Genomic DNA, 13,096 nt, shown 5'->3' with positions numbered 1-13,096 from the left:
GCCCTTTCTTATGCCCGGGGAGCTGGCAGCGTTTCTGCGGATTCGCGCTTGCGCTTGCGTTCGGTGAACCAGATGCCGACAATCGCGAGCTCGTAGAGCAGCACCAGCGGCACCGCCATCAGGAACATCGAGCCCGCGTCCGGCGGGCTAAGCACCATCGCGATGCCGAAATTGACGACGATTGCGTAGCGCCGGAACTTGATCAGCTGGCCGCGCGTCACGATGCCGGCCCGCTCGAGCAGCATCAGCAGCACCGGCAGCAAAAATGCCGCGCCGAAGCCAAACAGAAACTGCATCACGAAGCTCAGATAATTGGCTAGCTCAGGCAATGCCTCCTGTTGGACGCCGCCGAGGTCGCCGGAAAAGCCGAGCAGATATTTGAGCGCGAGCGGGATCGCGATGAAATAAGCGAGGCTTGCGCCAAGCAGGAAAAGAACGGGTGTGGCCAGGAGAAATGGCAGCAGCGCCTTTTTCTCTTTGCGGTAGAGGCCGGGCGCGACGAACTGCCAAAGCTGGTTGGCGATGACCGGAAATGAAATCATCAACCCCGCGAAGAAGGCGACCTTTACCTCCGTCAGGAACGCGCCGAACACCTGCGTGTAGATGATCTTGTCCTGCCCCGCCGCCTTGAGCGGGTGGACGAGGAAAGAAAGTATGGGGCGCGCGAAATAAAGGCAGACGGCAAAACACAGCCCGAGTGTAGCAAACGACCAGATCAAGCGCTTTCGCAGCTCGATCAGATGATCCATCAGCGGCGCGCGGCTGTCGTCTATCTCGTCATGCTCTTCGGTCATTGCTTGGGCGGCAGACCGAGAGGGAGTTCAGGACCAAGGTCATCCACGGATGCGGGGTTGCCCGCGGGCACGGACGGCGGCAGCTCCGTGCCGTTTTCCGCTGCAAGCGGCGCGGGAACGTCTTCCGCGATCATGCCGGCGACGGGGTCCGAAGCGGCAGGTGCAGGTAGCGCGGCCAATTCCTCCGGTTCGTCGGGATGCTCAATCGCGTCATGCAGCGGATGCTCACGCATGATACGTTCGTTCTCCTCGCGCCATTTCTTCTCGATCTCGTCGAGCTCCGACTGGCGGATCATCTCGTCGATACCGGAGCGGAAATGGCGCGCCATGCCGCGCGCCTTGCCGATCCACTGTCCGGCAAAGCGCATCGCACGCGGGAGATCCTTGGGCGGAATGACGGCAACCGCCACCGCACCGATCAGCAGCAATTCCGTAGGGGCAACGTCAAACATGCGGGCCTTACTTACTGCGCCGGACGATCGTCCTTCATCGGCTGCAGATTCTGGTCGGGATTGGGATCGACCGGCGGCTGAACGTGAAGGCGCGGGGCGGGTTTGGTGGAGGCGTCGTCATCCTCCGACATGCCCTTCTTGAACTGTTTCACGCCCTTGGCGACATCGCCCATCATGTTGGAGAAGCGGCCGCCCCCCAACAACAGGATCGCGATGACCGCGAAAATGAGGACGTGGACGATCGAAAACGAGCCCATTTGAACTCTCCAAAGACTTACCGGTGCCTCTCTAGTCCTCAACCTCGTCCTTTTCCACCGATAGCTGCGTCTCGAGCGCCAAATCGATCGGATCGAGCAGCCCGGCAGCGCGCAAATCGTCTATTCCGGGCAGATCCTTGCGCGAGGCGAGGCCAAAATGATCGAGGAAGCCGGGGGTGGTGGCGTAGGTCAGCGGCCGCCCCGGCGTCTCGCGACGGCCCGCCGGGCGGACCCATGCCGCTTCGATCAGGGCATCGAGCGTGCCCTTGGAAATCTGCACGCCGCGGATTGCCTCGATCTCGGCGCGGCTGACGGGCTCGTGATACGCGATAATCGCGAGCGTCTCGATCGCGGCGCGACTGAGCTTGCGCGGCTCCTCGCGCTCACGGCGCAATATGTGGGCGAGGTCGGGGGCGGTCTGCAATAGCCAGCGGCCGCCGCGTTCGACCAGTTCGATCCCGCGTCCTTCGTAGAGCGTGGCGAGTTCGGTCAGCGCCGCCCTGGGTTCGTCGATGCCGGTCGCGGCGCTGATATCGGCCGGCGTCATCGGCATGTCCGCCGCGAACAGCGCCGCTTCGAGCGCGCGCAGATGATGGTCGATCATGCCGCCTTCACCATCAAGGGCGCAAACGCGGCATCCTGCGCCAGCTGCAATTTGCCCTGGCGGGCAAGCTCGAGTGCGGCGACGAAGCTTGAAGCGACGGCCGAGCGGCGATGATCGGGGGCGAGGTCTGGCGGCAGGAAGCTTTCGAGGCTCGCCCAATCGAGCTTCTGGCCGATCATGCGCGCGACCAGATCAAGCGCCTCCTCTAGCGTCATCACCGCGCGGCGGGCGACGACGTGGAAAGCAGGCTGGGAGCGAGCCTTGACCACGCCATAAGCGGCGATCAGCTCATAGAGCGATGCCTCCCATCGGGGACGACGGACGACGCGCAGGCCTTCGGGCGCGCCGCGCAGGAAGACATCGCGGCCGATGCGGTCGCGGCCCATCAGCCGCGCACCGGCGTCGCGCATCGCGTCAAGCCTTTGGAGGCGCAGTTGCAGCCGCAGCGCGAGTTCCTCGGGCGAAGGTTCGACCTCCGGGTCGCGCGGTAGCAGCAACGCCGATTTGAGGTAAGCGAGCCAGGCGGCCATCACTAGATAATCGGCGGCAAGTTCCAGCTTGAGCGCGCGGGCTTCGTTGATGAAGGCGATATATTGGTCGACCAGCGCCAGGATCGAGATCTGCTTGAGATCGACCTTCTGCGTGCGCGCCAGCGTTAGCAGCAGATCGAGCGGGCCCTCCCAGCCGTCGATCGCGATCGTCAGCGCCTCGGGCTCGGCAGGGCGGAGATCGAATTCGTCTTCATCCATCACGGCCGAGACTAGCGCCTTCCTGTTCAACAGGGAATCTTTCCTTCTCTGCCCCAATAATGGGGAGGAATTACGCTGAACAACAGACGCGCGAATCCCAGATCGTTGTCGAAACGGATCCGACATGACATGAACTGTGCCAAGCGGCGCAAGCCGGGTGGGGGAGCGAACATGGCGGGCGAGACGACGGCCGAGGCGATCGTGCATCCGGATAGAACCGGAACGGGCAAGCCGCATTTTGAGGTGCTGGATGGACTACGCGGGACCGCCGCCGTGATGGTCGTGCTGTTCCACATCATGGGCATGCCGATCGCTTGGGCGGACCAGGGTCAATATCTGCATCATGCCGCAATGGCGGTGGATTTCTTCTTCGCGCTATCGGGCTTCGTGGTCGCTTATGCTTATGACGCGCGCTGGGATAGAATGTCGGTCTGGCAATTCTGCACGCTCCGCCTGATCCGTTTGCATCCGCTCGTGCTGCTGGGAGCAGTGCTGGGGCTGATCAGCTTTCTGGTCGATCCGTTCGCGCCGAACCAGAAATTGGTGCCGCTCGGCGAGGTGCTGCGCGTTTTCGCCCTCTCCTGCCTATTATTGCCTTCGGCGACGCTACCCAATCGCTGGACCGACACGCACAGCCTCAATAGCCCCGCCTGGTCGCTACTTCAGGAATATATCGGTAACCTCGCCTATGCTCTCGTGCTGCGCCGGCTGCGAACGCGCGCGCTGGGGGTCGTGTTGGCGTTCACAGCGGCTTGGCTGCTGTGGCTGCTATGGCGCCGTAACAGCATCGACATGGGTTCGGATTGGTTGACCTGGTGGGGCGCGCCCGCGCGGATGGCGTTTTCGTTTACGCTGGGCTTGTGGTTGTATCGGGTGCGGGGCCGTGCGCCGAAAGTGCGGCTGGGCTGGGTCGTGCTGAGTGCGATATTGGTGCTCGCCTTCGCGGCGCCGCTCGTGCCGAAGTCCGTTCCGCATGGCAACGGCCTGCTCGAAGCGGTCTTCGCGATGCTGTTATTCCCGGCGATCATCCTCTGCGGGGCGCATTCCGAGATCGGCCGGATCGAGCTCGCTTTATGCAAATTTGCGGGCCGCATTTCCTATCCGCTCTACATCCTGCACTATCCTTTCCTGTTGATTTACATGAACTTCGCCTTGTTCCGCAAACCGCCTGCATCGACGCTTTACCTAGCCGGCGCGGGATCGTTCGTCCTAGTGGTCGCGGCCAGCTGGCTTGCGCTGAAACTGTATGACGAGCCGGTGCGGGCGTGGCTTAGACGGGCATTTGGGTAGCGCCTCCCGTTCAAAGTCCGGTCATTGCGAGCGAAGCGTAGCAATCCAGCGCCGGACTGGCCGCGGCGCTTTCCGCGCTTGGCGATGACGGCGAAGGCTTCAGGCGGCCGCCTGAGCCGCTTCCAGCCGCTCGCGATAATGGCCGAGCACCGGCGCAGCACCGTTTGGCGACAAAGTGACCTTACCACCGATGTGCGCTTCCTCGGCGGCGGGGGCGGCGCGGGCGACAATAGACGCCTCGTAGCGCGCGACCGCGGGCCAGCCCTCGCCTGAGGTAAGCGCATCGGCGAGATCGGCGGCATCGGCCAGCGCGAGGTTGACCCCCTCGCCCGCGAACGGCGCCATCAGATGCGCGGCGTCGCCGAGCAGGGTTACGCCGGGGCGGGTTTGCCAGCTATGGCCGATCGGCAGCGCATAGAGCGAGCGCACCGCGATGAAGTCGCCCACGCCGATCATCCGCGTGAGCGACGGCGCCCAGCCGGCGAAGGCCGCGCCCATTACGGCGCGCACGTCGTCGGGCGCCAGCGTTTCAAGCCGGCGCGCTTCCGCTTCGGGAATGCGTAGCGCGACATAGCCGCGGATATGATCATGACCGTTGCGCTGCGTGACGAGCGCGCGATTGTTGCCGATCGCGAACATCTTGCCGCGCCCGGCGAGCGCGTCGACCTCCGGGTGGCGGCGCGCGTCATAGCCGAGCTCGACGAAAGTGATGCCTTCGTAGATCGGCTGCGCTTCCGACAGCAAAGGCCGCACGCGCGACCAGGCCCCGTCGGCCCCGACGACGATGTCGAATTCGTACGCGCGGCCGTCGGCCATGACGCGCCAGCCGTCATTGTGCGGGACGACCGCCTCGACCTTGCTGCTCCAGCGCACGATCCCCGGCGTCAGCGCATCGAGCAATATGCGGCGGAGCGCGCTGCGATCAATTTCGGGCCGGCCACCGCCCTCCCCGTCATGATCGAACAATAGCCTCCCGTCGGAATCGTAGAGCCGATCGCCCTGGTCCTCGGGCCGAGCATGCGCCAGGAACGCCTCTTCGAGCCCGGCCATGCGGATCGCGCGCAGCCCGGTATCGCCGTGCAGATCCAGCGAGCCGCCCTGCGGCCGCTCGCCGGCATGGGTATCGCGCTCAAAGACGACGGGCGCGAGGCCACGCTCCTGAAGCAATCGGGCCAGCATCAGGCCGCCCGGCCCACCCCCAATGATTGCAACGCGAGAAACGGTTGTCATGGCTGATTCCTCCCTTACATAGGTACCTATACATTAAACATAGGATGCTATGCAATGGCAGTCGACGAATGGCATGCAGACAAGATGCCGGGCCATTATTTCAGCCGGATCGCGCGCGGCATCGCCCGCGTCGGCGACGGGCGGCTGCGCACGCTAGGCTTCGCTACCGCGCAATTGCCGGTGCTGACCGCACTCAAGGACGGCGGGAAATTGTCGCAGGGCGATCTGGCGCGCCGGGCTAAAGTGGAGCAGCCGACCATGGCACAATTGCTGGCGCGGATGGAGCGCGATGGGATCGTCCGGCGCGAGCCCGATCCGGCGGACCGGCGCAGCAGCCTCATCTCCCTGACGGACCAAGCGCGGGCGCGATTACCGGCAGGGCGGCAGATATTGATCGAGGGCAATAAGGAAATCGTGCGGGGCCTGTCGGAGAGCGAGGTGGCGACCTTGCTGGCGCTGTTGGAGCGGGTGCTGGCGAATGTGGAGGCGTTGGAGAGCTGACCCGCTGATGCGGAGAGCTGCTGAAACGAGTTCAGCAGGGCGGAGAAAGATGGCGGATTAGATCCGGTTGGCCTTGGCGATAGCACCGAGATGGAGTGCGCTTGGGCGCAGCGTGCGGGCGAAGGTCTGGCGATCGACCGCGGCCAGGCCGAACGGCACGCCGTAGCCGGAGGTCCACTCGAAATTGTCGAGCAGCGACCAATAAAGGTAGCTGTGCACGGGAATTCCTTCATCGAGGCATTCGCGCAGGCCGGCGAGGGCCTCGTCGATGAAAGCGATGCGGCGGGCATCGTCGCGGGTGGCGATGCCGTTTTCGGTGACGTAGATCGGCTTGGCGATGGTCGCGTGCGCCCAGCGGATCGTGTTGGCGAGCGCGCGCGGATAATATTCATAGCCGGACAACGTCAGCTCCGCGCCCGGTGGCGGGCCGACCGGACCGGTCGCATCGACCAGAATGCGGGTATAGGCCTGCACGCCGATGAAGTCGGCATGGCTGCGCGCCACCTCCACCCAGCTGCCGTAGAGGCGTTCGCGATAGGTGTCGGCCAATGATTCCGGCCCGACCGGCTGGACATCCTGGGTGGTGAGGGTTAGCCCGACCGACAGCGCCGGCCGCGCCGCCTTGATCGCATCGTAGCCCTGGCGGTGCGCCGCCTGCATCAGCGGCGTGGCGATTGCCGGATCGGCATAAGCCAGGCGCGAGAATCTGGAGGAACCCGTCGCCTTGGCCGCCGCCGCGATCATGGGACGCGCAGCGGCCTGCGCCCCGCTCATGCCGGGCATCACCTGGATCAACTGCTGGATATTGGCTTCGTTGAAGGTCGTCGCTAGATGCATCAGCCCGCCGAGCTGCTCGGCCAGCTTGCCGCAATAGCGTGCGAACAGATCGGGCGAGTCGGACATCTCGAAACCGCCGCGGGCGGCGAACCAGATCGGGGTGGTGAAGTGGTTGAAGGTGACAACCGGCTTCAACCCACTGGCGTGACATGCCTCCAGCATGCGCTTGTAATGGTCGAGCTCGGCATAAGAAAAATGGCCGTCGCTCGGCTCGATCCGCGCCCATTCGATCCCGAAGCGATAGCAGTTGAACCCGAGCCGCGCGGCGATCGCGATATCCTGCGGATAGCGGTGATAGCTGTCGCACGCGTCGCCCGATCGTTCCTTGAACAAGGTCGGGCGGACATTCTCCGCGATCCAGGCGTCGCTGTTGGTATTATTGCCCTCGCTTTGGTAGGCAGAGATCGCCGTGCCCCAAAGGAAATCGGGCGGAAGCAGGCGCCGCCGCGGCGGTATGGAGTCCGCGGCGCCGGCATAGCCGATGGTAGCGGCAGCGCCGGCAATCAGAGTGCGGCGAGATATTTCGGATGCCCATTCCGCCATCGAGTGCCTCTCCTCTGCCGGGCCGTCGTTGTGCCGTCACGATGGGGAATGCAATAGCAGTAACTCACTAGATAGTTAGCATTGCAACGTCGGCAGGTGCCTAGCGGCATCCTGACTGCCGGCTCATTGTACGAGCGCATGCATCGGCCAACCGCCGCCACCGTCCGCAAGCGGTGCGCCGATTTGGCCGAGGCCACCTTATCAGCTGCTTTCCGGCGTAAGCGACGCTCCGAGCACCTTACGCAGCGACTCCTCTATCTGGCCGCCGCAATAGGCATCGCCATATTCGGCCCGTGAGCGTCTAGCCAGTTCGGCCAGCGGCGGCAGGCTCGAGACGCTCTGGGTAAGGGCCATGGTCATCGGGGCGGTTTCGCGGAGGATCGTGTCAATCGCCGCGAAGCGGTCTGCCATGGTCGACCATAAGGTGGCGGTGACGATGTCGGCGACGCCCGGGGCATTGCTACCAAGGAGGAAGCCTGACTGTGCCTGGAGCCCATGGCGGCGCCCGGTCTCCTCCCACAGCGAGATCCATTTCTGAAGGCGGGGGATGAATTCCTGCCAGCTCTGCTCGGTCCACATCTCGCGCCCACCGTCGCGCGTGAGTTCGTCGATCACATCGTTGGCGTCGTTGACGATCTTCATGGTGAGCGCCCGCAAGGCGGCCGTGCCCGGCAGCAGACCCAGCGTCTCGCCGAGGTAAAGGATGATCGCCGGCATCTCGGCGACGGCGAAACCGGCGTGATTGTCAACCAGCACCGGCGGGCCCATGAATGGCACCGGCATGTCCGCCACCGGTCCATCCATCAGCTGCGCGATGGCCGCGTCGCCAGGCTCGGTCCAGCTTTTGCCGGCATAGGCAAGCAGTGCGCGGACGAACTGACCCCGGAAGGGCACCGACCAATAATAGAGGTCGTAGTCGGACATAGAGAGCTCCGGTGATGCGGCCGACAACGCCCTGGCCGGCCTTTCGTTCAGGGATCGTCACTGCGAACCTGCTCAGCGCGTCCATGCCGGTGCCGCCCACGAAGGCGCCGCGTCTATTTTCCAGCTCTCGCAAGCTGACGGGCGACTTTCGCAGTGTGGGAAACAAACAGCACGAGCAAGATCGTCGCGACGGCACCGACGAAGATATCGAAGCCGGAAACCGGCCCGAACGCGCCGGGACCGGGCCCCAGCAGCAGCATCGCCACGGTCAGCCCGACCAGCAGCAGCCGCAACTCGGTCGGCCCGGCCGCGAGATAGGTGAGATTGAGTTGATCGGTGACCTTGGCACTGAGAAAAGCGTGCACCGACAGCAGCAAATATCCGACGAGCGCGGTGAGCGCCACATCGAGCCGGATATAGGGGCTCAGGCCCAACCCGCCGAGGATCAGCAGAACGGTGATGCCGTCGCAACTATGATCCAGGAAGTAGCCATAGGAAGGGCGCTCGATATGGCGGAAGCGGGCGAGGCTTCCATCCATCGAATCCCCGAACCATTGCAGGACATAGCCACCCAGCGACAATACGAGCCAACCCGCTGCCCAATTGCTGGCGGCGTAGCCGGCAAAGATCATCAGCGAGCCGACCATGCCCAGCGCGGTCAGCCTGTCTGGATTGATCCAGGACGGCATGGCCGCACATAATTTGTCGAGCAGGCGCCGTTCGCCTGCCGCCAAGACGTTCTGTTGGACGCGCGTCAGCGAGATTGTTGGCGCTTTCATGCCGCTGCCGGCTTGTGCGGGTTCCATGGCGGGACAACGCGTGTGAAGCTCGACGGCTGCAAGGCCGGGCCTCACTATGAGGCCGACCGATCATCGGTCATAGCGCTGCGCCGGAGGGACACTCATCGCTCCGGCCGGCATGCCCTGCGCCAGCAGCGCGTCCCGCTTGGCGGTCAGGGCCTCCAAGGACGCATCTTCGGCATCCCCGGCGATCGTCGCCATCGCGGCCAGCAGGCGCTCGTGTGCGCGCGGGGCGATCTCGCCAACACCGGCCGCGCAGGCCTGCATCTCGGCCATGTCGCCCGAGCAGTGGAGCGCGATGTCGCAGCCTGCGGCGATCACGCCCGCCGCACGATCGGTGAAGCTGCCCTTCAAGGCATGCATGCCGAGATCGTCGGACATAAGCAGATTGTCGAAGCCGATGCGGCCGCGGACGATGTCGCCGATCACCGTCGGCGACAGGCTGGCGGGTCGCTCGGCATCCCAGGCGGTGAAGATCACGTGCGCGGTCATCGCCATCGGCGCCCAGTTGAGGGTGGCGAAGGGGCGCAGATCGGTTTCGAGATCTTCGGCCGATGCATCGACAACGGGTAATTCGATATGGCTGTCGGCAAGCGCGCGGCCATGGCCAGGCACGTGCTTGACCACGCCGACGGCGCCGCCCGCCCTCAGCCCGTCAAGCGTGGCGCGGCCGAGCGCAGCGACGCGGAGCGGCTCCGACCCCAGCGCGCGATCGCCGATAATGTCGTGGGCGCCGGGCTGCCGCACGTCGAGCAAGGGCAGGCAATCGACGTTGATGCCGACCTCGCGCAGCATTACCGCCAGCGCCTGGGCGTTGACGCGCATCGCCTCGATCGCCGACATCGGCGCGGTGTCGTAGAGCGCGTCGAAGGCGCCGCCGGGCGGGAAAGCGGGCCATTGGGGCGGCTGCATGCGGGCGACGCGGCCGCCTTCCTGGTCGATTAGGATCGGCACATCGGCGCGGCCGGAGAGCGCGCGCAGTTCGTCGGTCAGCGCCTTCACCTGCGCGCGATCGATCACGTTGCGCCTGAACAGGATAAAGCCGGCCGGATCGACGTCGCGGAAGAAGGCGCGCTCATCACCGGTCAGGGTCGGGCCGGCGAGCCCGAAGATCAAAGGCGTCATCAGTCGACGACGTTGCAGGATTCGCCGGCGACCTTGAGCTGGGCGCACAATCTGCGCGCGTCCCCACCGCTCGCGCGCAGGCGGTAGAGCGTGTTGTCGCCGACCTTGACCGGCGTGATCGACATGGCGAGCGGCGCCAGTGCGCTGAAGCGGGTGGAAAGGCTTTTCCACACGGCGCGTGCCTTGGCCTCGCTCGCAAGCGCGCCGAGCTGGATCGTGTTGCCGCCCACCGATGGCGGCGGCGGCGTGACGATCGCGGCCGGGGGTGTCTTCACCGGCAGCGGTTTGGGCGGCGCCTTTACCACCGGGGCGGAGGCGACGATCGGCGGCGCGGATGCGGTCGCAGGCTTGGCGGCGACGTTGCCGGCCGGCGCGGGCGCAGCGGCTGGCCGCGCGCCCGGCTGGGTCGCGGCGGGCGCGACCGCAGGCGGTGTGGCGCTCGGATCGCTGCCCGGACCGGTGACCGGCTGCTCGGGCAAGCGCGAGAGATCGATCGGGCTGTCGATATCGTTGCCGGTGCCCATCCGCTCCGCGATCACGCCGCTTTCGTCCACGGCGAGGCCGCCCGGATTGGCCGGCTTTTCCTTATAGGGGCCGGGTGGCGCATGGATGATTTCGCCGAGATCGGCGCGCGCCGCGCGATGGCGCTGCCACACGATAAAGGCGCCGAACAGGATGGCGGCCGCGACCAGCGCGATCACGATCCACAAAGCGGCGCGGCCACCGCCGCCCCCGCCGGCGGTATCCGGATAATCGTCCTCGTCCTCGACCGGCTCGAGCCATGGCAGGCGCTCATTGCCGAACCCTTCACCGCCGAAGCCGCGCCGGATTTCCGCCATCGCCTACATCTCCTCCGCGGCCGCGACGCCCATTACGCCGAGCCCGTTGCGCAATACCTGCCCGATCGCATCGGCCAGCGCCAGACGTGCGGCCGTAATCGCGCCATCCTCGGCCACCAGAAAACGACGTCCCGGATCATCGTTGCCGCGGTGCCACAGTGCGTGGAAGGCGGCGGCAAGATCGTAGAGGTAGAAGGCGATGCGGTGCGGCTCATGCGTGTTGGCGGCGCTTTCGATCACGCGCGGGAACTGGGCCGCCAGTTTCACCAGCGCCAGCTCCTCGCCATGGAGCAGCGACAGGTCCGCAGCCTCGGGCAGCGCGATCCCAGCCTCGATCGCACGGCGATGGAGCGAGGCGATGCGGGCATGGGCATATTGGACGTAGAAGACCGGATTGTCCTTCGACGCCTCGACCACCTTGGCGAAATCGAAATCCATCTGCGCGTCGGCCTTGCGCGCCAGCATGGTGAAGCGGACCGAATCCTTGCCGACCTCCTCGACCATGTCGGCGATGGTGATGAACTTGCCCGAGCGCTTGGACATCTTGACCGGCTCGCCGGCGCGCATCAGGCGGACCATCTGGACGAGCTTCACGTCGAACGGCTTTTTGCCGTGGGTCAGCGCCCTCACCGCCGCCTGGATGCGCTTGACCGTGCCGGCATGGTCCGCGCCCCAGATGTCGATCAGCATGTCGGCGGTTTCCGCCTTCTGCGCATGGTAAGCGAGATCAGTGCCGAAATAGGTGAGCCCGCCGCCGGCCTTGCGCACCGGGCGATCCTGATCGTCGCCGAACTGGGTCGAGCGGAACAGAGTCATCTCGGTCGGCTCCCAATCGTCGGGTAGCTCGCCCTTGGGCGCCTCGAGCACGCCTTCGTAGATCAGGCCTTCCTTGCGGAGCTGCGCGAACGCCTTTTCGACCTTGCCCGCATCCTGCACCGCCGCCTCGGACGCGAACACATCGTGGTGGATGCCGAGAAGTGAGAGATCGGCGCGGATCATGTCCATCATCGCCGCGACCGCGCGCGTGCGGAACAGGTCGAGCCATTCGCTTTCGGGCTTGCCGACATAGGCAGGGCCGAACTCGGCGGCGAGGCTCTGTCCGATCGGGATCAGATAATCGCCGGGGTAGAAGCCTTCGGGGATCTCGATCGTCTCGCCGAGCGCCTCGCGGTAGCGCAGGTGGACCGAGCGGGCGAGCGTCTGCACCTGGGCGCCGGCATCGTTGATATAATATTCGCGGACGACCTTGTGACCGGCATATTCGAGCAAGGTTGCGAGCGCGTCGCCGACAATGGCGCCGCGTGCATGCCCCATGTGCATCGGCCCGGTCGGATTGGCCGAGACATATTCGACGTTGACGGTGATGCCATGGCCCATCGCCGAGCGGCCATAATCGCCGGCTTCGACAAGGATGTTGGCAAGCTCGTCACGCCACGTCTGGTCCGACAGGCGCACGTTGAGGAAGCCCGGCCCGGCGATCGCGACCGAGGTGACGTAGTCCAGCGCCGCCAGCCTGGGCTCGATCAAGGCCGCCAGCGCGCGCGGGTTCGTACCCGCAGGCTTGGCGAGCACCATCGCGGCGTTGGTGGCGAGATCCCCGTGGCTGGTATCGCGCGGCGGCTCGACCGTGACGTTGCGGCGATCGAGCCCGGACGGCAGCGCGCCCTCCCCTTCCAGCGCATCGAGCGCGGCAGCGAGATCGGCGGCGAAACGGGCATGAAGCGTCGGCAAGGTCTGCGGGTCCAATGCTAAGAGAAGCGGCGCTGTTAGCGGATCAATCATCGTGCGTCACGCCCGGGGGCGTGTCCGCTGGCGAGCGGCGGGGAGGCCTCGCGCCGAAGGGAAAAACAAAAAAACACCAGAAACGAACTTGATGATTGCGCTTTGCCTGCCGCGCCGGCGCATCGTGATGCGACCTCGGAAGGACGTCGCTCCGGCACGAACGGCCGACACTTCCTGGAGCATTTGTGCCCTTTGCCAACGGGGAGAGGAAAGGTTCGTAATTCGAAAGGACACAATCTGCATCACCGCACGTGTACGCTTTATACGTACATTTGTCAACTGGGATAAGGCCGACTTGTGGCCTTGCGGCTACAACGAACACGAGGTGGGGTTCAGCGGCCTTCGTCTGCTGCCACAGGCGGACGTCGG

At 65.2% G+C, this 13,096-nt stretch carries 14 protein-coding genes; 2 read left to right on the top strand and 12 right to left on the bottom strand.

Annotation, left to right across the window (positions count from 1 at the left end; translation table 11 throughout):
* Positions 1–8: 8 nt before the first annotated feature.
* The 5 genes from tatC to DX905_RS11725 are packed head-to-tail and all read right to left on the bottom strand — an operon-like array spanning position 9 to position 2,856.
* Positions 9–794: a twin-arginine translocase subunit TatC gene (gene tatC, locus DX905_RS11745; protein ID WP_116091506.1), complete on the bottom strand. Its 786-nt coding sequence runs from the start codon at positions 792–794 to the stop codon at positions 9–11.
* Positions 791–1,246, bottom strand: coding sequence for a Sec-independent protein translocase protein TatB (gene tatB, locus DX905_RS16290; protein WP_240320830.1), 456 nt, complete (start codon positions 1,244–1,246; stop codon positions 791–793). The genes tatC and tatB overlap by 4 nt, the downstream gene beginning before the upstream one ends.
* Before the next feature lie 11 nt (positions 1,247–1,257).
* Positions 1,258–1,503 (bottom strand): twin-arginine translocase TatA/TatE family subunit, encoded by a 246-nt coding sequence (locus DX905_RS11735; protein ID WP_116091505.1) that lies wholly within the window; start codon positions 1,501–1,503, stop codon positions 1,258–1,260.
* Positions 1,504–1,534: 31 nt separating this feature from the next.
* Complete coding sequence (gene scpB / locus DX905_RS11730; RefSeq protein WP_116091504.1) at positions 1,535–2,107, bottom strand: SMC-Scp complex subunit ScpB; 573 nt, start codon at positions 2,105–2,107, stop codon at positions 1,535–1,537.
* Complete coding sequence (locus DX905_RS11725; RefSeq protein WP_116091503.1) at positions 2,104–2,856, bottom strand: segregation and condensation protein A; 753 nt, start codon at positions 2,854–2,856, stop codon at positions 2,104–2,106. The genes scpB and DX905_RS11725 overlap by 4 nt, the downstream gene beginning before the upstream one ends.
* Before the next feature lie 129 nt (positions 2,857–2,985).
* Here DX905_RS11725 and DX905_RS11720 point away from each other — a divergent pair, with 129 nt between their 5' ends.
* Positions 2,986–4,146 (top strand): acyltransferase family protein, encoded by a 1,161-nt coding sequence (locus DX905_RS11720; RefSeq protein WP_240320829.1) that lies wholly within the window; start codon positions 2,986–2,988, stop codon positions 4,144–4,146.
* Between the two features lie 99 nt (positions 4,147–4,245).
* Here DX905_RS11720 and DX905_RS11715 read toward each other — a convergent pair whose 3' ends face one another.
* Positions 4,246–5,376 (bottom strand): FAD-dependent oxidoreductase, encoded by a 1,131-nt coding sequence (locus DX905_RS11715; protein WP_116091501.1) that lies wholly within the window; start codon positions 5,374–5,376, stop codon positions 4,246–4,248.
* A 54-nt stretch (positions 5,377–5,430) separates the two neighbouring features.
* On the opposite strand from DX905_RS11715, the gene DX905_RS11710 reads away from it, so the two are divergent.
* Positions 5,431–5,877, top strand: a complete 447-nt coding sequence (locus tag DX905_RS11710) for a MarR family winged helix-turn-helix transcriptional regulator (protein WP_116091500.1) — start codon at positions 5,431–5,433, stop codon at positions 5,875–5,877.
* 57 nt (positions 5,878–5,934) lie between these two features.
* On the opposite strand, the gene DX905_RS11705 is transcribed toward DX905_RS11710, so the two are convergent.
* From DX905_RS11705 to argS, 6 genes are all read right to left on the bottom strand, one after another.
* Complete coding sequence (locus DX905_RS11705; RefSeq protein WP_116091499.1) at positions 5,935–7,257, bottom strand: glycoside hydrolase family 1 protein; 1,323 nt, start codon at positions 7,255–7,257, stop codon at positions 5,935–5,937.
* A gap of 201 nt (positions 7,258–7,458) precedes the next feature.
* Positions 7,459–8,181: a glutathione S-transferase gene (locus DX905_RS11700; RefSeq protein WP_116091498.1), complete on the bottom strand. Its 723-nt coding sequence runs from the start codon at positions 8,179–8,181 to the stop codon at positions 7,459–7,461.
* A 113-nt stretch (positions 8,182–8,294) separates the two neighbouring features.
* Positions 8,295–8,960 (bottom strand): CDP-alcohol phosphatidyltransferase family protein, encoded by a 666-nt coding sequence (locus tag DX905_RS11695; protein WP_240320828.1) that lies wholly within the window; start codon positions 8,958–8,960, stop codon positions 8,295–8,297.
* Between the two features lie 90 nt (positions 8,961–9,050).
* Positions 9,051–10,106: a beta-N-acetylhexosaminidase gene (gene nagZ / locus DX905_RS11690; RefSeq protein ID WP_116091497.1), complete on the bottom strand. Its 1,056-nt coding sequence runs from the start codon at positions 10,104–10,106 to the stop codon at positions 9,051–9,053.
* Entirely contained in the window at positions 10,106–10,945 is an 840-nt protein-coding gene (locus tag DX905_RS11685) for an SPOR domain-containing protein (RefSeq protein ID WP_116091496.1), read from the bottom strand. The genes nagZ and DX905_RS11685 overlap by 1 nt, the downstream gene beginning before the upstream one ends.
* Positions 10,946–10,948: 3 nt before the next feature.
* The gene (gene argS / locus DX905_RS11680; protein ID WP_240320827.1) at positions 10,949–12,676 is read right to left on the bottom strand and encodes an arginine--tRNA ligase; all 1,728 of its coding nucleotides are present in this window, start codon (positions 12,674–12,676) and stop codon (positions 10,949–10,951) included.
* Positions 12,677–13,096 lie beyond the last annotated feature (420 nt).

It is taken from the genome of Sphingomonas crusticola (assembly GCF_003391115.1).
GTDB lineage: Bacteria > Pseudomonadota > Alphaproteobacteria > Sphingomonadales > Sphingomonadaceae > Sphingomonas_I > Sphingomonas_I crusticola.
Note: the sequence above shows the minus strand (reverse complement) of the source record. Positions and strands in the feature narration are given on the sequence as shown.